Origin of the sequence: Paenibacillus silagei (assembly GCF_017874735.1) — a bacterium.
GTDB classification, from domain to species: Bacteria; Bacillota; Bacilli; order Paenibacillales; family Paenibacillaceae; genus Paenibacillus_AQ; species Paenibacillus_AQ silagei.
Window position 1 is genome coordinate 14,749 of the sequence record NZ_JAGGLV010000011.1, and the last position, 20,815, is coordinate 35,563.

12 protein-coding genes and 1 pseudogene are annotated in these 20,815 nt (G+C 52.9%); 1 reads left to right on the forward strand and 12 read right to left on the reverse strand.

From position 1 onward, the window contains the following. The first annotated feature begins 30 nt into the window (after positions 1-30). Positions 31-906, forward strand: coding sequence for a GNAT family N-acetyltransferase (locus J2Z70_RS17085; RefSeq protein WP_209875246.1), 876 nt, complete (start codon positions 31-33; stop codon positions 904-906). A 364-nt stretch (positions 907-1,270) separates the two neighbouring features. On the opposite strand, the gene J2Z70_RS17090 is transcribed toward J2Z70_RS17085, so the two are convergent. The 12 genes and pseudogenes from J2Z70_RS17090 to J2Z70_RS17145 all read right to left on the reverse strand — a co-directional run bounded on the left by J2Z70_RS17090 (position 1,271) and on the right by J2Z70_RS17145 (position 20,438). Beyond that, positions 1,271-1,927, reverse strand: a complete 657-nt coding sequence (locus tag J2Z70_RS17090) for a M48 family metallopeptidase (RefSeq protein WP_209875248.1) — start codon at positions 1,925-1,927, stop codon at positions 1,271-1,273. A 33-nt stretch (positions 1,928-1,960) separates the two neighbouring features. Further along, a complete protein-coding gene (locus tag J2Z70_RS17095) occupies positions 1,961-3,295 on the reverse strand; it encodes a hypothetical protein (RefSeq protein ID WP_209875250.1) in 1,335 nt (444 codons plus the stop codon). 282 nt (positions 3,296-3,577) lie between these two features. Beyond that, complete coding sequence (locus J2Z70_RS17100) at positions 3,578-4,603, reverse strand: ABC transporter ATP-binding protein (RefSeq protein ID WP_281068214.1); 1,026 nt, start codon at positions 4,601-4,603, stop codon at positions 3,578-3,580. After that, positions 4,600-5,616 carry an ABC transporter ATP-binding protein gene (locus J2Z70_RS17105; protein WP_036730645.1) on the reverse strand — a complete coding sequence of 339 codons (1,017 nt, stop codon included), beginning with the start codon at positions 5,614-5,616 and terminating at the stop codon, positions 4,600-4,602. The genes J2Z70_RS17100 and J2Z70_RS17105 overlap by 4 nt, the downstream gene beginning before the upstream one ends. Next, complete coding sequence (locus J2Z70_RS17110) at positions 5,583-6,542, reverse strand: ABC transporter permease (protein WP_209875540.1); 960 nt, start codon at positions 6,540-6,542, stop codon at positions 5,583-5,585. Before J2Z70_RS17110 ends, J2Z70_RS17105 begins: the two co-directional genes overlap by 34 nt. A gap of 59 nt (positions 6,543-6,601) precedes the next feature. Next, positions 6,602-7,573 carry an ABC transporter permease gene (locus J2Z70_RS17115; RefSeq protein ID WP_076081946.1) on the reverse strand — a complete coding sequence of 324 codons (972 nt, stop codon included), beginning with the start codon at positions 7,571-7,573 and terminating at the stop codon, positions 6,602-6,604. A 122-nt stretch (positions 7,574-7,695) separates the two neighbouring features. After that, positions 7,696-9,441 (reverse strand): peptide-binding protein, encoded by a 1,746-nt coding sequence (locus J2Z70_RS17120; protein WP_036730651.1) that lies wholly within the window; start codon positions 9,439-9,441, stop codon positions 7,696-7,698. A gap of 596 nt (positions 9,442-10,037) precedes the next feature. After that, positions 10,038-12,494 (reverse strand): annotated as a pseudogene (locus J2Z70_RS17125) (ABC transporter permease); the annotation flags it as partial. A gap of 103 nt (positions 12,495-12,597) precedes the next feature. Next, positions 12,598-13,299 carry an ABC transporter ATP-binding protein gene (locus tag J2Z70_RS17130; RefSeq protein WP_036730659.1) on the reverse strand — a complete coding sequence of 234 codons (702 nt, stop codon included), beginning with the start codon at positions 13,297-13,299 and terminating at the stop codon, positions 12,598-12,600. A 174-nt stretch (positions 13,300-13,473) separates the two neighbouring features. Continuing rightward, positions 13,474-14,370 (reverse strand): SDR family oxidoreductase, encoded by an 897-nt coding sequence (locus tag J2Z70_RS17135; protein WP_209875254.1) that lies wholly within the window; start codon positions 14,368-14,370, stop codon positions 13,474-13,476. A gap of 158 nt (positions 14,371-14,528) precedes the next feature. Beyond that, positions 14,529-15,368 carry an aldo/keto reductase gene (locus J2Z70_RS17140; RefSeq protein WP_209875256.1) on the reverse strand — a complete coding sequence of 280 codons (840 nt, stop codon included), beginning with the start codon at positions 15,366-15,368 and terminating at the stop codon, positions 14,529-14,531. A 36-nt stretch (positions 15,369-15,404) separates the two neighbouring features. Beyond that, complete coding sequence (locus J2Z70_RS17145; protein ID WP_209875258.1) at positions 15,405-20,438, reverse strand: AAA domain-containing protein; 5,034 nt, start codon at positions 20,436-20,438, stop codon at positions 15,405-15,407. Positions 20,439-20,815: the final 377 nt, after the last annotated feature.

Here is a 20,815-nt window from a genome sequence, read left to right on the forward strand (position 1 = left end):
CAACAAATATATGATACGGAGTGATAAGCCTTGCAAGAATTGAAGTTTGTCAGGGATTACAAAGACATAACACCGCTGCGGAACAGCTTTTTCGAGCTGGCAAAAGATACGTTCGAGCTAGAGCTGGAGCGCTGGTATGAGGAGGGCTGCTGGACGGATAAGTATGTCCCTTATTCTTATGCGGAGGGAGACCGGATCGTGGCGAATGTCTCGGTGAATTTAATAGAGCTAACCATTAATGGAGTGAAGTCCCCTGCTGTGCAGATCGGGACGGTGATGACTCATCCTGACTATAGAGGACGCGGCCTGTCTGCACGGTTGATGGACAAGGTACTGGAGGAGTATGGGCAAGCGTGTGAATTCATGTATCTTTTTGCCAATGAGTCAGTCTTGGAGTTCTATCCTAAGTTCGGCTTCCACCCGGTGGAAGAGCAGATCTTCTCCATGGCCTGCCCCGGGGGCACTGCCGGATCTGCGGCAATCCGCAAGCTGGATCTAGACGACCCGCGTGATCTGAGCCTGGTCTCCACCCTTGGAGCGCAGCGGGTACCGGTATCCGAGCGTCTTGGCGTCAACAGCGCCCATGGACTGCTGATGTTCTACTGCCTGAACGTGTTCAGCGATCAGCTCTACTACCTGGAGGACGAGAATCTCATTGCCATCTATCAGCAGGAGAATGGGCAGCTTGAGCTCTTCGATCTGATCAGCACACAGCCCGTCTCCTGCCGCGACATCGCCCTGAAGCTTGCGGACAGCGATACGGAGACGATCGTCTTCCACTTCACCCCGGATGAACCCGGCCTGGAGCTGTCAGGCAGCAGACATTCAGAGGGCCTATTTGTCCGGACTCAGGGCGGGCAGCAATATCCTGCTAACGTTAAGCATCCGGCTACTTCCATCGCCTAGTGAAGCATCAGATTGCAATATGTGAGAACAGCTTAACTAAGTCGCTTGTTGAAGGTTTGCCATGCCCCGATGAAGGTACAAGTGGTATGCTTAATTGCAATTCGTACAACTAAATCGTCTGATGTGCCGCCATATCTCCGTTTAGCTGTATTTCCTACAACTAAAATGCCCTCTGCACCGGGTTCTCACCCATTCAGGCGGATTTAGTTGTACAGACTACAGTTAAGAGAGGAATTCTTTCTTTTCCACTGTTTTTAAGTGTACAGAATACAACTATCACCGAATGTTCGCTTCGGAAAGAACGATAGTCCATACATTACCGCATCTATGGAATAAATTCATTTCTTTCAATATGTCACATAGGTCACAGCGTCATGAACTGCCCCTGCCGGGCCAGGTACGCTTCCTTCTCCTTATAGTCCGGCATGATACTGCCCAGGCGCCGCCAGAAGGAACGGTCATGATTCATATGCAGCAGATGACACAGCTCATGAATGATGACATAGTCAATCACTTCAGGCGGCGCCATGGCCAGGCGGTAATTGAACGTCAGCTTGCCGTCAAAGCTGCAGCTCCCCCACTTGGTCCGCGACTCCACAATCTCCACACTCTTCGGCTTCACTCTGAGCTGCGTCTGGTAGGGCTTGATGCGCTCTGCGATGATTTTCTTCAGACTGGCCGTATAGAATTTCTTCAGCGCAAGCTTCAGCTCCTCCGCATCCGCCTGCCGGTCCCCAATCAGCTCATGCAGCGCATATTCCTTCCCCAAGTACAAGAAGGCTTCTTCGTCGCCCTCATAAGCCTTAACCCTCGGCACCTGCCGGGCTGCCGCATTGCTGCGCAGCTTCTCCAGAATCTTCGGGCCTAGACTTGCTACCGCACCGAGGATCGCCTCTTCACTCGTTCCCTTGGGCGCCTTAACGGTAATGAGGTCCGAGCCGTCCACCGTTACGGATAGCTTCTTGCGCTTGGCATACTGGACATGTAACGTAACCATCTGATCTTCTAGTTGAATCTGCATAGCCACCATCGTTTCTGTAATTTCTAATACACACTAATATACCGGATAACCGGATACAAACACTGCCAGATACAGCAGACCCCCCGCAATAAATAGCGTAGTGAGCAGGATATCCTTCCACTTCTTATCCTCCGTCAACAGCACAGCCGCGAACGCCAGCGGAAACGCAACAGCGAAATAACGCGGAGCAGACAGCAGCCAAGTCGGGGCCACTACATAGACGAAATAGGCGATCATGTACGCCATGTAGGCGGGATTAAGCTTCTTCGTACTGCAGAGCATCATGAAGAGAACCAGGAAGATCGCACACAAATTCGGCAGCCACAGCCCTAAGAACGACCGGTAATCGGCATCCTTGAAGGTATTCACCGCATATTCCATCTGATATCTCGCAGTATCGAAAAAGAAGTAGAACCGCTGCGACCAGTGCTCCCGCTGATAAATACTGAACTGGAACGCGTTGCCCGTCACATTGTAATTGATGTAGAGATAAGCCAGCAGACCGAACGAGACGCTCACCAGGGAGAGAACAGCCAAGATCAGCTTATTCGTAAAAGCCTTCCGGTCCATTGACCTGTAGCCAGCGGCCAGCTCCCGGGCAAATTCCACGGCAATCGGCACGGCCAGCAGAATCCCCGGGGAACGGGTGAATCCGGCCAGCGCTGCACAGAGGCAGCCCAGCAGCCATCGCTTTTTGCGCACAAAATACAGCGCCATCAGGGAGAGCAGCAGGAACAGCGCCTCCGTCATGGGAAGGAAGAAAAAGAAGGCTGACGGAAAGATGAAGATGTACTTCACCACCCGCAAAGCATTCTTGCGCGCCATATCCAGCCGGGCCAGTTCATAAGCGAACAACGCCGCTGCAAGCGTGCAGAGATTGGCTACGGCAAATCCTGCAGCCATATAATTGCCTGTGAAGAACTGCGCCAGCTTGATCATAACGGGAAAGAACGGCAGAAATACAATATGAAATCTGGGATCTCCTTCCGTCACATACCACCGTTCGGCAATGCCCAGGTAAGACATCGCATCAATTCCGCGGATATGCCACATCTCAATGAAGCGGGAGAACAGGCTGCCTGAGCCTCCCTCCCGAAGCACCCAGAATACATAAGCCGCAAGGATTAGCAGCACCCGGCTAGCGATCACCCACAGCACAATCTTCCACCAGATCCGCTGCCGTTCCTCCGGGGAGTCGTCCGTATTCACCGTCCGCAGTGCGCTTGGGCTATTGATGTACCCGGTTATAGCGGGGATGGCCCGCAGGCCCGTCCAGATAAACAGGGCCAGACAGAGCAGGGAAGCCAAGGCCCCCGCCAGGGTCCAGGTATGTACCGACACTGCCCATACCCAGACAGCTATTATCATAACAAGGATAAAGAGTGCTGAAATTGCTGTATTGACCTTTTTCACCATAGCCTCCGGTTCCGCAAGCTTTGCGGTATTGATTAGTCTTTTTCTCATTTTCTTATAGAAATGCCTGTAGCACAATGATTAGTTTGAAGCGGCCTTACAAAATAACCCCACAAAGTGGGGCTTTAGCGTAGGTGATGACTCAGGCACTTTGCGGGGCGCCCCAAAATCAAAAAAAGGAACACTGCGTAAGATTCAGCAGTGTCCCTCTTCGGTACAGCATATGGTAATCCTTGCTCAGGATTTCGGAAGCAACGGGAAATGACAGGCTACCGGACGGCCCGGCAGGACCTCTTCCAGCAGCGGCTCCACTAAGCGGCATTTGTCCTGGACGAACGGGCAGCGGGTATGGAACCGGCAGCCGGAGGGCGGATTGGCCGGGGAGGGCACATCTCCCTCCAGCATAATGCGCTCCTGCTTACGCCTTGGCGTAGGCTTGGGAATGGCCGAGAGCAGGGCGGCAGTATACGGATGCAGAGGGGCCGCGAACAGTTCCTCCGTCTCCCCCACCTCCACCAGCTTACCCAGGTACATGACCCCAACGCGGTCAGAGATATGACGGACTACGTTCAAACCATGCGCAATGAACAGGAAGGTTAGGCCCAGCTCCTTCTGCAGCTTCATCAGCAGGTTAATGACCTGGGATTGCACGGATACGTCCAGCGCGGACACGGCCTCATCGGCCACAATAAACTGCGGATTCAGCGCAATCGCCCGGGCGATGCCAATGCGCTGGCGTTGTCCGCCGGAGAATTCATGCGGATAGCGGTTCCGGCGGCTGGCATCCAGACCCACCAGCTCCATCAGCTCGACCACCCGGGCATCGATCTCCTTGCCGGACATCCTCCAGTGAATGCGCAGCGGCTCGCCGATAATATCCTTGACGAGAAAGCGCGGGTTCAGCGATCCGAACGGGTCCTGGAAAATAATCTGCATCTCTTCCCGCAGCTTCCGCATGTCACGCGAACCCAGCGAATGGATATCCTGGCCCTTGAATAGCACCTGCCCCCCGGTCGCACTTTGCAGCCGGAGCAGTACCCGTCCGAAGGTGGATTTGCCGCAGCCGGATTCCCCGACAAGCCCGAACGTCTCGCCTTGGCGGATCGCCAGATTGACCCCATCCACCGCCTTCACCTGCCCGACGGTCCGGTTAAGCAGACCCTTGGTGATCGGAAAATACTTCTTAATATCCTTAACCTCCACCAGTACTTCTGAGGAGGCAGCAACCTTACGATCTGGCTTGGCCAATGTCTTGTTCATCATGCGCGCTTCGCCTCCCCGCTGGTATACGCTGAAACCGGCTTATCCTTGAACAGCCAGCAGGCGGCCCGGTGATCATCAGAGATCAGGAAATCCGGCGGCTCCTGGCTCCGGCAGATGTCCATCGCATGCGGACAGCGCGGATGGAAGCGGCAGCCCGCAGGCAGCTGTCCTATTGGCGGAATCGTTCCGCTGATCGTATAGAGCTCGCCTCCCCGTCCGCCTTCGAACCCCGGAATCGACTGGAGCAGGCCTATCGTATAAGGATGGCTGGGGTGGTCGAAGATCTCTTCCACACCGCCTTCTTCCACGATAGCGCCCGCATACATGACAGCAATGCGGTCCGCCATCTCAGCGGCAACTCCCATGTCGTGGGTAATCAGCAGGATGGACATGCCAAGCTCAGACTGAAGCTTGCGCAGCAGATCCAGAATCTGCGCTTGGACCGTAACATCAAGTGCGGTGGTCGGCTCATCGGCAATCAACAGCTCGGGGTTACAGGCCAGCGCAATCGCAATGACTACGCGCTGGCACATCCCGCCAGACAGCTCATGCGGGTACTGCTTCGCACGGATCTCCGGTGCCGGTATGCCCACCAATCTAATCAGATCGACCGCCAGCTTCAGCGCTTCTGCATCCTTCTTATTCTGATGCAGCCGCAGACTCTCAGCAATCTGTTCCCCTATGGTGAAGACCGGATTCAGCGAAGACATCGGGTCCTGGAAGATCATAGCGATCTGGTTGCCGCGGATCTCCCGCATCTCCTCCTGGCTTTTCGCCCCCAGATCCTGTCCATGGAAGTCAATCTGTCCATCCAGGATCATACCGCCCGCATAATCGATCAGGCGCATGATCGCCAGCGAGGTGACACTTTTGCCGCTGCCGGATTCGCCTACAATACAGACTGTCTGACCTTTATTCACCGTAAGGGAGATGCCGTCGGTTGCTTTGAGCAGTCCCTTCTCTGTCGCAAAGCCGGCAGTTAGTTTCCGGATTTCGAGTAGTTTTTGCGCCATTGTTCCAGCCTCCTCCGGGATTTGGTCACTTGCTGTCTGGGATCAAGGGCATCCCGGATGCCGTCGCCGATAAAGTTAACCGCCAGCACCACCATCAGGATGCAAAAGCCCGGATACACCGCCTGCATCGGATCAATCAGCATGAACTCCTGGGCGTTGCTGAGCATCAGCCCCCAGCTCGTAGCCGGAGCCTGAATACCAAGACCCAGATAGGACAACGCGGATTCACTGAGAATCGCGCCGCCGACCATCAACGTGGCATTAACAATGATCGGGAAGCTTGCATTGCGGAGCAGATGCCGGAAGATGATTCCCCAGCTGGATACGCCAATTGCTCTAGCCGCCTCCACATACTGCATTTCCCGCAGCTGCAGGAAGGTTCCCCGGACCAGCCGGGCAATACTCATCCAGCTCGTGAACGCCAGAATCAGGATCATGAATTTAATCTGTGTTCCGAAAAGCGCCATCACCAGGATATTCAGGAACAGGGATGGTACGGAGTTCATGACGTCAACAATCCGCATGAATACCGTATCCACGAATCCGCCGAAGTAACCCGAGATTGCACCGACCACCGATCCGACCAGCACGGATACAAAAGCAACGGAAAAACCGATAAGCAGCGAGATTCGCGCACTGTAGAGCAATCTGCTGAGAATATCGCGGCCCAGCTCGTCGGTGCCGAGGGGATGCCCCTCCGCTCCCGGCTTCAGGTTGGCGAACATCAGATCAATCTTCTCCGGCCCATAGGAAGTCAGAAACGGTGCGAAGATCGCCAGCAGGACAAAGATAAGCAGGACGGCCAACCCGCCCATGGCAAAAGGATTGCGTGAAAACTTCTTCCACAGCACTCTCCACGGGCCGGGAGGTCTGTCCAACTCCACCACCGGAATTTCCGGGTCGGTCCCGCCCGGCATCGGACTCATATCCGGCGTTCCCAGCGGCTTGGAGACCTTCCCTTTGATAAGCTCTGTATTATCTGTACTCATGCTGCCTTCCCCCCTTGCTTGCCGAGCTTCACCCGGGGATCAACTACGACATACAGTATATCTGCCAGCAGATTGCCAATGACGACCATCACAGCCGTGACGATAGTCACAGCCATCAGTGCCGAATATTCGCGTGCAGTGGCCATCTCTACGAACCAACGGCCCATTCCCGGCCAGTTGAATACATTCTCTGTTAGTGCGGCCCCTCCTACCAGGATCGGAAGATCAAGGCCTAGTATCGTAATAATTGGAATTAGTGCATTGCGCAGGGCATGGCGGAAGACGACCTTCCGTTCCTTGACACCTTTGGCCCGTGCCGTCCGGATATAATCCTGATCCAGCACCTCCAGCATACTGGCCCGCGCATACTTCATATAAGAAGCCAGGAAACCAAGTGCCAGTACGGTTACCGGCAGCACCAGATGCATGAATAAATCAGCGATACTGTCTTCCTTGCCTCTTGTATGCATATCCGACAATGGGAACCAGTCCAGCTTGAGCGACAGCCACTGCTGCAATAGAATCCCGAACCAGAAGGTCGGCATGGCGAAGCCCAGATAAGAAATGAATGAAGCCGTCTGATCCGATAAACCATAGACTTTGGTACTATTATAGATTCCCCAAGGGATTGCGATCAGCAGGGATACCAGCCAAGCCGCGCCCATCAGGATTATGGTATTGCCGATACGCGGCCAGAGCAGATCCGAGATCGCAATATGGTTCTTGAAGGTATACCCCAGATCTCCTTGCAGCAGGTCGCCGATCCAGTGGAAATACTGGATATGAATCGGCTGATCCAGACCCAGGTTCTTGGCTTGCTGCTCGAAGATTTCCGGTGTCAGGCCCGGCGCGAGCATCACTTGTGTAGGGCCGCCCGGAGCTGCATGGATCAGAAGAAAGGTTAGTATGGTAATCAGAAAGATGACCAGTACCGATTGAAGCACTCTACGTATCAGGTATTCTGTCATTGGCTATCCTCCTAGAGATGGTAAGGCGAAAGCTTGCGGCGGCCCCTCCCATTGATACAAAAGGGGGAGGTGAAAGAGCACGCTCCTTCACCTCCCGCAAGTCTATTCAGTTAGTCGGTACGTTACTCGGTTACCCACCATTTGATAGCGTGGAAGAATTGTCCGTAGCCCAGTGACGGCTCAGGAGCATCCTCCTCTGCCCAGTGCACTCTAGGTCCTGTTCCGATCGCCTGACCATACTGATACAGGAATACATAAGGAAGGTCGGTCGAGATTTCCTTACCTACTTCTTTGTAGATTTCTTTGCGCTTAGCCTGATCTACCGTAGAATATCCGTCTACCCACAGCTTATCCAGCTTCTCATTCTTATACCAGCCGCTGTTCTGTCCGGCAGGCGGGAAGTACTTGGAGGAGAAGATGCTCTCTGCATCCGGGTCTGGTGTATTCAGGGACCATGCCAGCAGCAGGGCCTGATATTTACCCGGCGTTACGTTCTGGTCAATCCATGCAGCGAAGTCGATCGCCTTAGGCTTCACCTCAATGCCGACATCCTTCAGGTTCTGCTGGATAACAGCGGCTACCTGTTCACGACGGCTGTTGCCGGCATTATACTGCAGCTCGAAGGAGAAGCGGTGGCCGTCTTTGACCAGAATGCCGTCCTTGGCATCCGCAACCCAGCCGTCTTCAGCCAGGAGCTTCTTGGCCGTTTCAGCATTGTAATCATAGTTCACAGCAGCATCACCCGGGTCAGCCCACGTATCCGGCAGGAACGGCGCATTCATCAGCGCGCCTACGCCCTTCAGGATATTATCCACCATTCCTTGACGGTTCAAGGCATGGGCAATCGCCTGTCTGGTCTTCTGTCCCTGGAACAGGCCGTAGCCATCCGGGAAGTTCTTGCCGTCAAAGTTGAAGTTAACATATTCGTACTGCGCGCCCGGCTTCTGGATGATATCGATTTTCCCGTCAGCCTTAACCGCTTCAACCTGAGTTACCGGAATCGCACTGATATGGTCAGTGTCACCCTTCATAATCGCCTGTACCTCAGTGTTCTGGTCGGCGTAGATCTTGTAGATAACCTGAGCGATATGAGGCTTCACGGTTCCCCAGTAGTTCGGATCAGCATCCAGGGTATGGCTCTCGCCCTGCTTCCAGGCTGTCCACTTCCACGGTCCGTTTGTAACCGTCTTGGCCGGATCAGTACCATAGGCATTCTTCTGCATTTCCGCAGGCTTCACATCCTTCAGGACATGGGCTGGAACAATCTCCTGGACCAGCGCATACAGGAACGGCGCATAGACTTGGGACATTGTGATCTTGACGGTGTGGTCATCCACCTTCTCAACGCTCTTCACCTTGTCAAAGGCACTGGTCAACGGTGAACCTGTCTCAGGATTCTTGGCCGTTTCGATGGTGTACACTACATCATCTGCAATAACCGGCTGGCCGTCACTCCATTTGGCGGTATCCTTCAGCTTCACGGTATAGGTTAAGCCATCTTCAGAGATCTCCGGCAACGCGGCAGCCAGCGACCAATCCTCTGCCTGTACATTACCTTCACGATCGAGATTGTACAGCTTGGCGAAGACGAACTGGGCAACATCGCCCGACGAGGTGTCATTAATCATAAGAGGGTTAATATTAACAATATCGGAGAATGTACTTGTAACGAGCGTTCCGCCGTCGACCGGTGCGTCAGCCGCAGGTGCTTCCGTAGCATCAGGCGTCGCACTCTCTGCCGGTGCTGTAGTGGCTGCAGGCGCATTTGTTGAAGAACCCGCAGTGTTATTCGTACTGCAACCTGTAAATAGAACCCCTACCAACGATAAGACTAGTAAACCTGACCACCATTTTCTCTTTTTCGCCATTCCTTTACTCCTCCTTAGTTAAGTGCTTGTACCTGCTCTTCAAAGCTTCTCGGGAGACTGGGATGCTCCGGATCGTTATCCGTCTAAGACCACTAATGACCGCCTACGCATTACATGTGACATAACATCACACCTAATATATATTGTAGAAATGCGTTGAATAGACCGCGGGTCAATTAAGGTCAGGGATAACATTCCCGGCGGGAAGCCTCACAACTTCCCTCATAAATTATGGTTTATATTACATGTGAATATATCTTACGTCAATATATTTATTTACCGCTGTACAATCTTACTTTTTTGCTCCTGAAACATTTACTTCCAATGTATCTTGAAATAACTGTAAAAATACCTTTTACCCATCATTATAATAAGTTTAATCGGGTTAGTTTTAATGACACTTTCTTATCATTTTCGCGATTTTCCGACACTGTTCGTCATATTTTCGTATGTTTCAGCGCTAATTCCCCAGCCATCGGTTCCTTTTCAGGCACAAAAAAGAAGGATAACGGCTCCGGGCTCCCTCTGCCCTCGGCTCATTATCCTTCCTTGTATGCTGATGCTTTTTTTATTTTTTTGACAAAATCGTGACTGAACTACTCTACCGACTTCAGCGCTTCAATCATATGAATCCGCTTGAGCTTGATGTGCATGAAAGCCATTACGATGCCTGAGAATAGTATGGTCAGCAACGCTGCATAAATGTAGCTCTGCCACTTGATGAGCGGAGCGAACATGGTGGCATCCAGCTCGGCAGTCGACAGGACGAACCGGTGCAGGATCACCCCCAGAGCACTGCCGAACAGGATGCCGAGCAGGGTCAACAGAATATTTTCCCGGTAAATATACAGAGTGACTTCCTTATCATAGAAGCCGAGCACCTTAATCGTAGACAATTCGCGGACCCGCTCAGACACATTGATATTAGTCAGGTTGTACAGGACCACGAAGGCCAGCGCGGCAGCAGAGACAATCAGCACCACAATGACGATATCCATACTGTCCATAGTTTCCTCGAAGGCCTCTCCCACACCGCTGGAAAAGCTGACCAAGGCCACCTGCCCATTCGCAGTCAGCTTCTCCCCGAAGGCGCTCTCCCACCCTTTATCCTTGCCGCTGTAGTTCAATAAATGAGTATTATAGACCGGCTCCTTGCCGAACACCTCCGTGTAGTAAGCCGGGGTCATGTATACATAATGCAGCACATAGTTCTCGGTGACCGCCGCTACCTTGATCTGGAATGGCTCATTGTTGCTGTCCAGAAGCGTCAACGTACCCCCGGGGGCAACATCATACAGCTTAGCCAGCTTCTCTGTAATGACCGCGCCCTCGTCACTCAGTACACGCGGCTTACCGGTGCTGCGGTCCTTAAGATTAACGAAAGACGCCAGTGCGGTTGTATCCGAGGGAACAAAGATCCGCACTTCCTGGTCGTTCACGCCTTTGGCCCGGGCGGTCATAGCCTCCTGCAGCACATTCAGCGTGCCTGTCACCGCAGTCTCCTGTTCAATCAGCTTCTTATAGGAAGCCTGATCTGCGGCGGCTGCATTATCATGCAGGGCAACCAGGGCACTGTATTTCATAATCCCGCCGAACTGCCGCTCGGCGATGCTGCCGATGGAATCCTTCAGTCCAAAGCCGGTCAGGATCAGCGCGGTACAGCCTGCCACCCCGATAACGGTCATGAACATCCGCTGCTTGTAGCGGAACAGATTGCGGGCCGTCACCTTTTGCACGAAGCTGAGCCGGGTCCACAGGAACTTGAAGCGCTCCAGTAGAATCCGCTGCCCGCTCTTGGGTGCCTTGGGCCGCATCAGCACAGACGCGTTGCTCCGCAGCTCCACCCGTGAAGCGACCATGGCCGTCATCGTTGTACAGATTAGCGCCACGACTATAGAAATAACGGCGTAAGAAGGGTAGAAGCTCTTGATCACATCCGGCAGGTTATAGAGAGAGCTGTAAGCATTATAGATCAGGTCCGGGAAGAACGTGAAGCCGACCGCCAGACCCGCGATGGATGCCGCTAGGCTGGCAAGTGTTCCGTACACCAGAAACTTGGTCATTATGTCCATTGCGCCGTATCCGAGTGCCTTCAACGTCCCGATCTGGAGCCGCTGCTCCTCCACCATGCGGGTCATCGTGGTTAAGCTGACAAGCGCTGCAATCAGGAAAAAGAATACCGGAAAAGCCGACGCAATCGCGGACAGACGGTCCGCATTATCCTTGTATTCGGCGTATCCCGGGTTCATTGTGCGATCGGCCACATATACTTTAGGCAGCTCCGGCTGGCTCTGCGCCGCTGTCTGCTGTTGTTGCTGCGAGGCATCCACTGCCTGCTGGCCCGTAGCCAGCTTGGCGGCCGCTTCCGCCTTCAGCTCCTCCAGACGCTGCGCCGGGTAATCCTTGAGCGCTTGCTCTGTCTCTGTGAGGTGGCGCTCAACCAACGTGTCATAGGCCGGAGTATAGGCCCTCTCCGCAGCCGTATCCTTGAAGCTGAGATAGGCCTCCGTATACACCGGAAGTGTGAAATCCCCTTCCGGGATGACGGCGAACGCATCGGCAGTCCCTTTGCCGATCCGGCTCGTTCCACGGTTCGCGGTCTCAATATATTGTGGGCTCTGCGCGAAGCCTACTACCGTATAGGTCTTGGTCCGGAAGCTCTGCTCAGGCGTCTCCCCGGCCTCGCCGCCGAAGATAATAGAATCGCCAAGCTTGAATTTCTCCTGTTCGCGCAGGTGTTCATCCAGTACAATCTCTCCAGAGGCTGCCGGGAGATGCCCGGCGGTGAGCTTGTAGCCGTTCAGTTCATTATTGTCCGCATACGAATAGACCTTGGCAATCAGCCCGCTGTCGCCAAGAAAGACATCGGAGCTGTATACAGGCTGAACTGTCTGCACCCCGGGTATCTCCCGAAGCTTCTCGATCCCTTGCTCCGACAGGCCGTAAGTGGACTGGACCCGCAGATCCATCAGCCGCAGATCCTTATAATACGTCGCTGCGGTGTCCAGCATATCCGGCCCGGCCGACTTGATCCCGGAGAAGAAGCTGACCCCCAGCATAATAATTGCAAAGATCGAGAGGAACCTCGCCTTGGTGCGGCCGATCTCCCGAAAAACATCCTTCCATAGTGCCCGTTTCTTCATCATTCCCGGCTCCTTACCATTCGATATCTTCCACGGATACCGGTGCTGGATTCTTCACCATTTTCCGTACCTTGGCGTTGTTGATCTCAATGACCCGGTCGGCCATTGGAGCAATCGCTAGGTTATGCGTAATTACAATCACCGTAGTGCCGGTGTCGCGGCAGGTATCCTGCAGCAGCTTAAGCACCTGCTTGCCGGTATTGTAATCGAGCGCACCGGTCGGCTCATCACAGAGCAGCAGCTTCGGCTGCTTCGCCAGCGCTCTGGCGATAGCCACGCGCTGCTGCTCCCCGCCCGAGAGCTGGGCCGGGAAGTTATTCAGCCGCGCGCCAAGGCCCACATCCTCCAGCACCTTCCGGGCATCGAGGGCCCGGGGCGAGATCTGCGAAGCCAGCTCGACATTCTCCAGAGTGGTCAGATTAGGGACCAGATTATAGAACTGAAACACGAAACCCACGTCATTACGGCGGTAGCCGGTCAATTCCTTGGCGCTATAACGTGCGATGTCAGTACCGTCCACAATGACCTGGCCTTCGTCGGCGGAATCCATCCCGCCCAGTATGTTAAGCACCGTTGATTTTCCCGCCCCGCTGGGCCCCACAATTACAGCAAATTCACCCTTCTCGATCTCGAACTCAATGCCGTCGTTGGCAACAATCAGGGTCTCCCCCATCTTATAGCGTTTATATTCGCCCTTCACCGTTACGAATGCCATGCCGTCTCCTCCTGTCTTCTCCACAAACCGCTAATGCACCAGAACTGGCAGATACGATTTCAATTCATTGACTCAAGTGTAGCACATGAACCCCCTATGATGGCAAAAGTGGGGTCACAGCAAAAAACCTCCTGCCGGAGGTTCCTGCTCAAGTGTGTTGTTACTCATTCTTATTTATGGGGTCGGCATTCCGCCGTTGGCATTCAGGGTCTCACCGCTGACATAGCTTGATTCCTGGCTGGCCAGGAACACATAGGCCGGAGCCATCTCAGCCGGTTGGCCGGGGCGTCCCAGCGGGGTCTTAGCTCCGAAGTCCTTCAGGACTTCCTCCGGCTGTCCCCCGCTGATCTGAAGCGGAGTCCATACCGGTCCAGGGGCAACCACGTTCACCCGGATTCCCTTAGGGGCCACCTGCTGGGCAAAAGCTTTGCTGAAGGTATTAATGGCACTCTTCGTGGTGGCATAATCCAGCAGAATCTCTGAAGGCTCGTAGGCCTGAATCGATGAGGTATTAATAATTGTACTCCCAGGCTTCATATGCTTCACCGCTGCCTTGCAGAGCCAGAACAGCGAGTAGACATTCGTCTTGAAGGTAGCATCGAACTGTTCTGTAGTCAGGTCGGCGATGTCTTTCACGAACTGCTGCTTGCCTGCAATGTTAGCCAGGATATCAATTCCGCCCAGCTCCTCTACGGCCTTGGCAATCAGCCGCTCGCAGTACTTCTCGTCCTTCAGATCGCCCGGCAGGGCCACCGCCTTGCGTCCGGCTTCCTCGATGAGCTTAACGACTTCCTTCGCATCAGCTTCTTCCTCCGGCAGATAGGCCAGCACCACATCGGCACCTTCACGGGCATAAGCAATCGCTACCGCCCGCCCGATTCCGCTGTCCGCTCCCGTAATGACGGCCTTCCGTCCGGTGAGCTTCCCGCTGCCCTTGTAGGTGCCCGCTCCGTCATCGGGACGCGGGTGCATTTTTGTCTCTAAGCCCGGACTGGGCTGCTGCTGCTCGAATTCAGGCGTAGCCTTTTCATATTGCTGCACAGGATCTTGAATCTTATATTGATTACTCATGATAATATTCCTCCTCTGTTCGCTTCTGATTGTGTAGGCTTCTGACTCTTTCTATGTAACCAGCTTCCCTTTTTCTTAAACGAATTATGTATGAGCGCTGTAACAAAACAATAGCCCCCTGCCAAAGAGCAAGGGGCTATAACTATAACATCAACGAATCAGAACTCTTCGTACACGGCCGGGTCCTGGTCCCACAGCGGTCCGGTGGACGGGAGTTCCGCAATCACCTTCATCTCCGCCTCCGATAGCTCGAAGTCGAAAATTTCTAAATTTTCCCGCTGATGCTCCTCCGACGCCGATCTTGGAATCGGAACCGCTCCCAGCTGCACATGCCAGCGCAGAACAATCTGTGAGACCGATTTGCCATGGGCTGTGGCAATCGCAATCAGCTGTTCATTCTTCAGCAGCTCCGTGCCGCGTCCCAGCGGACTCCAGGATTCTGTGACTATTCCGTGCTGCTCATGATATGCGCGCTGCTCCGCCTGTTGATAGAAGGGATGCAGTTCAATCTGGTTCATAGCCGGTACCACCCCCGTTTCCTTGATCAGGCGGTCCAGATGCTCCGGCAGGAAGTTGCTGACGCCGATCGAACGGATCAATCCCTGCTTCCGAGCATCAATCAGCGCCTGCCATGCTTCCACATACAGGTTCACCTTGGGGTTCGGCCAGTGAATCAGATACAGGTCATAATAATCAAGTCCTGCACGGTACAGCGATTCTTGAACAGTCTCGACCGCTTCATCATACTTGTGATGGCGTCCGGGCAGCTTGGATGTAATGAACAGCTGGTCTCTGGGTACCCCGCTCTGCCGTACCGCTTCCCCGACAACGCCTTCGTTCTCATAGTTGAATGCCGAATCAATCAGACGATACCCCAAATCCAGGGCAGTCCTCTGATTCTGCACGCCCTTCGTACCTTTGATCCAGGCCGTTCCGTAGCCAATCGCAGGCACCTTCATTCCATCGTTCAGCAGTACTTCCGGAATATGATTCGTCATGTTCATGCGCCTCCTCTATCACAATTTTAATTCGCCTTATCTGCAATACCACGCAGCCCTCCAGCGGGTAGCGTACACACCTTCTTTTACATAAGTAAACGTCAGCCCTATCTGCCGCAATGCCGGTAAATGCCTGACCATGTTCAAGTCCTTAATTACCCAAATTGAGCCGTCCTGATCTCTTGTATCTACAAATTGCAGATTATTGGCTTGCAGATAATCCCGCAAATTAAATCTGGAGCCCCGGTCCATATATTCATCCAGCCCATCTGACCGAACTTTAGAATCGTTCCAGTAGTGCACTTCCAGACCAGAAATCGATTCCAGTAAGACAAGCTCCTGTTCCATTGCCGCCTGCCGCTCCTCTTCCCTGTTACGCATTTCTTCTGTCCAATAGTCTGTGAGATTTGGCTGCCCGCTGATTTCCTGATAAAAGAATTCGTCAACAGCCTCTTCCTCCGCTGATCTGAACCCGGCTACATCTATTACATACTCCGCAGATATATCCTCCTCGGATGGCTGCTCCTCCGTAGCCGATTCCTGCTCTACCTTGTGCCATTCCTGCCGGATCTGCGCTGCCCTGTTGATGATAGACGCCTTCAGCCCGTGCTCAGCGGAATCTTCGGAAGCCCGTTCTGTCTCCTGACGATGAAGCTCACGCGGAATGTCCAGCTCTTCCAGTCTGCGGAACAGCGGCTGCAGCGCCTTTTCCGGATTCCGGAAATATTCTCCACCGCGAATCCGCACGAAGCTCCAGCCCAGGCGTTCCAGTATAGACTGTCTGTCCATATCTTCCTTAAGCTTCTCTGCCGGATGCCATTTGTCTCCATCACATTCCACCGCAAGACGTCTCCCGCCTCCTTCAACAACCATATCAATCCGGTAGGCCCCAACTTTCCATTGAGGAAGTACTCTATAGCCTTCCCCCGTCACCCGGCGCATAACCTGCCGCTCGAATTCGGACTCCAGCACGGGCTCATGACGTTTATATGCTTCATCTGCTGAATACGGATTTTTGACATATTCAATTAACTGTTTCCGCAAATCCCCTTCTTTGAGTTGGATAGAGGCATCCAGCGAATGAATAAGCCATAGCTGGTCGCGGGCACGGCTTACAGCTACGTTATACCGTTTTTTGGTGCGGTTTCCCGGATCAGATATCAAACGCAGGGGCACCATCTCTTCAGAAGCATCTACCATGGACAGGAAAATAATATCGCGCTCATCTCCCTGAAACTGGGCAGAGTTCCCGCAGCGTATCTTCCGCCTTTGATATTCAGTCGCCGGAATATACTTGTGCAGATACTGATCAATCAGAATAGCCTGTTCTTCGCCAAGCAATGTAATTACACCGATGGTTGCATCCCTGTATTCTTCCAACTGGATCGCAGACAGAATCAAAGATGCAATTGCCTCTGCTTCAGCCTCATTGCGCTTACCGTTCCGGCTCGCTCCTTCCACCCGGTACTCTACTGTATACGGCTTAGTGGAGACCCCGCTGGCATCCCGCAGCGGAAGAATTGAGCCATTATAGGACAACAGATTGCTGAACTGAATAATCGGCTCCACACAGCGGAAATGCTCACGAAGCTGCGTCATACCCGCGAATGAAGTTTTGGCTAAATCATAGATTGAGGTACTTCCGTCATAAAGCGCAGCATTGGGTATCCCCTCCAAATGCGCCCCCATTAACCTTCTGGTCTCATCCAGCCGCTGGCCGATTGCTTCCGGACTTACCTGCTCATCATCCCCCACCACGACAATTTGGGTTCCCAGATACAGAGCGGTCAGCGCCATAATATCGGCCTGGCTGGCTTCATCCACAATCACCACATCAAACCGGTTCTCAGACGGTGTAAAGCTGTCTACCACTCTATACGTCGGCATGATCCAGACCGGAACAGCAGTCTGGCAGACCGGCATCAGCTTTCGAGCCTCAGCCAGAAGATGAGGTGCAGCTTTTCCTGTGCGCTTGCCGGCCTTCTTCATCAGCAGCTTCCATCCATGTAGCGCATTCTGTTGCTTGAGCGTAGTTTTACGAGCCAGTGCCAGCCAAGCCTTCTTCTCCACTAACTGAACTGTGATTGCTTTGAATTTCTTACGGGAATCCGCCAGTTCTTCCTGAAGATGCTGCGCCGGGATGCTCCCCCGCTCATCAAGCTCCATATCCAGCTGTTTGAGCAGCCAGGCGGTATCAAGGCCTTCCGGTGCGCGATAACTTCCATGGATTCCGCTTCTATCCTTAAGTGCCAGCGCCCACTCCCGTGCGCTCTTCTGCACTTGTTGAATCAAGGCTCCCCTTTGGGCGATTAATGCGCTTTTATCCCACAGCTGCTGAACCTCCTCATATGCCTGTTCATAGAGTGCCGGGTCCAGCCGGATTACACCTTGTTGCAGACGGCTGGCTATAGCGGAACGGGAATCTCCCAGCGAATCAGCCATCCTGCCTGCTTCTGCAATCTGACTTTTGACCGAAGTCCATCTCTTGGCTTGAAGATATGAATCTATAATAAGAGGCAGTTCTTGTTCTGCAAGTTCCCGGAGGTGATGCCATTCCATATGTCTGCCTACAGGCATGGGCTTAGCATTCAGAAGGACATCCCACAGCAGTCCCTCACTCTCTAGAGAATGAAGCGGCGGATCGAAGCTGGTCTGTCTCCAGTACAGCAGGCTGCTTATCTCCTGAATAACGTTATCCAGTTGCTCTTCCGGCTGCGGCCCAAATTCCGCCAGATCATATCCGCCCCGATCCGTTACCTGACGCTTCCAGCGGATGATAGACTTGGAACGCTGAGCCTGATACGCCCCCATCGCCAGCAGTGCGTCCAAGTAAGCAGCGTCAACTTCTTCCAGGGCTTTGCCGGGAGGCGCAATCAGCTCGCAGGTCTTTTTCCACTGTCTCTTAAGCAGCAATTGGAAGGTATTCAGCTTCCCCCCGGCTTCCAGATACCGCTTCATTTCCTCCAGAATAGGCAGCAGTGGCTGCAAATCGGTATCGGACAGATAATCAAAACCATATTTATATCGGGCAGTTCTCGCTATACGATACAGTTCAACCCACTTCTCCATTTCTTCCAGCAGGTCAATCCAGTCGTTTTTGTCCGTTTCCCTGGTTGAAACCAGATCCAGCTTCCATTCGTCCTCAGTAACGGTTCCAAATGCCTGGCGCAGCTGTTGTAGGGCAACAAGCAGCTTATCTGGTTGCACCTCGGCTCCTCTTACCCAGTAAGGGATATGTCTGCTAGTCTCTATTGTGGACAAATGCTGATTCTCCTGTACAAGCTTATGGAATATATCAGGAGTAACAGGTAGTTCTACTCGACTGTGTAAGTACTGAAATTCCGTCTCATCCAGTATACTGATGATTTCCGAGCTTCTGTATAGCTGGTCTAATTCATTTGAAGTAAGCGGAAAAACATGGCCGGGCACTATGCTCCCCGGAACCAGCTCCATCGTATTCCGGCCTTCAGAGATTAATTTGGCCGCTGCGGAAGGATCGTACTGCGTTCCCCACATCACAATAGGCCGGTAATCACTCTCTCTGGAGAACTGCAGCCGTTCTTCAACGTCCCTGATCTTGTCCAGCAAGGATTTACGTTCAGCGCTCATCCGTTCTACCTCTGCTTCTGTCTGGTCAATGGATATCGAGCTTAAGGTGGAAGTAATCGTATCGATTGAGGTTTCAAGCTGCTTCTGTCCACTGACATCATCCAGCACACTGACACATAGATCCTGAAGCGGCCCGGCCACTTTATCACGCAGTACAGCTAGCGCCCTTGAGGTATGGCTTGTTACAAGTACGCTTTTTCCTTCTGCCAGAAAATGCCCGAGCAAATTGGCAATAGTATGCGTCTTCCCGGTGCCCGGCGGTCCCTGAACCAGTACCGATCCGTATTTGCCCAGCTTCAGGGCGATATCGAGCTGCTCTGAATTCGCTTCTTTGGTGAACAGAACGTCCTCACTCTCGCCATTTACATTGAGATTAGTATAGGAAAATACATTCGCTGGGTTGGCAGCCTCTCCGGGATCAATTCCGGTAATTCGCGCGATGGCCTGAGGCGGTTCTTCTCTAACTTTCAAGTCTTCGATGATCTCTTCAAAAGCATGCTCGAAGCCGGCAGAACGTTTGCGCAGAAAAAGAACCGGCTCTCGTTGGATATAAATGGCCTTCTTGTCCAGGGCAGCAGGTGCAGAGGTTCCATGGTAAGGAATAAACTGTGCTTGTGCCGACAAGTAGCCTGATATTCTCCGTAAATAATCATCCGTATCGCTATAGCCCAAAGGAGAGCATAGAGCTTCCAACAATTCTCCGGTACATCTTTTGAGAGAACCTGGGCTTATTTCAGGAATATCCCTGAACAACGGACTATAGAACTCAGGTGCGTTATCGGTAGCCGTGATTGTAAATTCAGGACCCTCAGGGTTGAAGGCAAGCTCGACTCTTTGTAAAAGTACGGGATGGTGAACCGGTTCCGGTGCCAGCTCCCAGTGCAGAATACCGTCGCCAATCATCAACTCCACAGCATCACGTTCACGGTCAATCCAAGAATATAGCGTGTAGAAATCCTCGAACAGCTTAATCGTTCGGCGAACAGGCCACTCCCGCTGTTGCCAGTGTTCACGCTCCTGAATCCAGCTGTCCCACAGGCTTACTCTCTCATGATCTTGATCGAAACGTTCCACGTAAGCTTCATATTCACCGTTCTCAGCTTCTCTGTAGCTGTTCATACTCTCCATACGCTCCGCCCGGGCATGAATCTTCTCCCATTCCGGCTTCATCCAGCGCAACAGCAGCTCCGGCGGCTTGGGGCATGCTGTCTTATCGGGCCGTTTCACACGAAGCAGAATCTCAGGCACTTCATCTTCTATACGTTCAGAAGGGCTTATCCCCGCTGTAAAATCACACACTACATTAGAATGTGTCGGCAGTTCCGCAAGAGACTGCGACCATAACTGACTGGCTATACGCTTGATTATCGGCTGCTTCAGCTGATGCAAAGCCTGTAGATAGGTAAACACCTGAATAAGCTTCTGCTTCGCGGCGCTCTTCTGCTCTTCGCTAATTCCCATACAAAGCCCTTCTTCTCTGCCTCTTTACGACAAAGATCCTATTTTTTAACCTAATTATAATATAATCAGCTATGTTGCAATACCAATAATTTCAATAACTGAAAAGAGACGCGGATGGCCCGCGCCTCATCAAAACCTGCTAAAAAGATACTACTATTTAGTAGCACATCAGATCTAAACATGTGAGAATTACTTTAACTAATGGCTTACTGAGGGGTTACCTTACCCCGATTAGGGTGCAAGGGGAAGGCTTAATTGCAATTCGTACAACTAAATCGTCCGATATGCCGCCAAATCTCCGTTTAGATGTAGTTCGTGCAATTAAAATGCCCCTATACCTGGATTTTCGCCCATCCGGGCAAATGTAGTTGTACAGA

Bases quoted from the DNA above. Each gene is read 5' to 3' on its own strand.
- J2Z70_RS17145 (WP_209875258.1), bottom strand. From the start codon at position 20,438: ATGGGAATTAGCGAAGAGCAGAAGAGCGCCGCGAAGCAGAAGCTTATT.
- J2Z70_RS17140 (WP_209875256.1), bottom strand. From the start codon at position 15,368: ATGACGAATCATATTCCGGAAGTACTGCTGAACGATGGAATGAAGGTG.
- J2Z70_RS17135 (WP_209875254.1), bottom strand. From the start codon at position 14,370: ATGAGTAATCAATATAAGATTCAAGATCCTGTGCAGCAATATGAAAAG.
- J2Z70_RS17105 (WP_036730645.1), bottom strand. From the start codon at position 5,616: ATGGCGCAAAAACTACTCGAAATCCGGAAACTAACTGCCGGCTTTGCG.
- J2Z70_RS17090 (WP_209875248.1), bottom strand. From the start codon at position 1,927: ATGCAGATTCAACTAGAAGATCAGATGGTTACGTTACATGTCCAGTAT.
- J2Z70_RS17100 (WP_281068214.1), bottom strand. From the start codon at position 4,603: ATGATGAACAAGACATTGGCCAAGCCAGATCGTAAGGTTGCTGCCTCC.
- J2Z70_RS17130 (WP_036730659.1), bottom strand. From the start codon at position 13,299: ATGGCATTCGTAACGGTGAAGGGCGAATATAAACGCTATAAGATGGGG.
- J2Z70_RS17120 (WP_036730651.1), bottom strand. From the start codon at position 9,441: ATGGCGAAAAAGAGAAAATGGTGGTCAGGTTTACTAGTCTTATCGTTG.
- J2Z70_RS17115 (WP_076081946.1), bottom strand. From the start codon at position 7,573: ATGACAGAATACCTGATACGTAGAGTGCTTCAATCGGTACTGGTCATC.
- J2Z70_RS17095 (WP_209875250.1), bottom strand. From the start codon at position 3,295: ATGATAATAGCTGTCTGGGTATGGGCAGTGTCGGTACATACCTGGACC.
- J2Z70_RS17110 (WP_209875540.1), bottom strand. From the start codon at position 6,542: ATGAGTCCGATGCCGGGCGGGACCGACCCGGAAATTCCGGTGGTGGAG.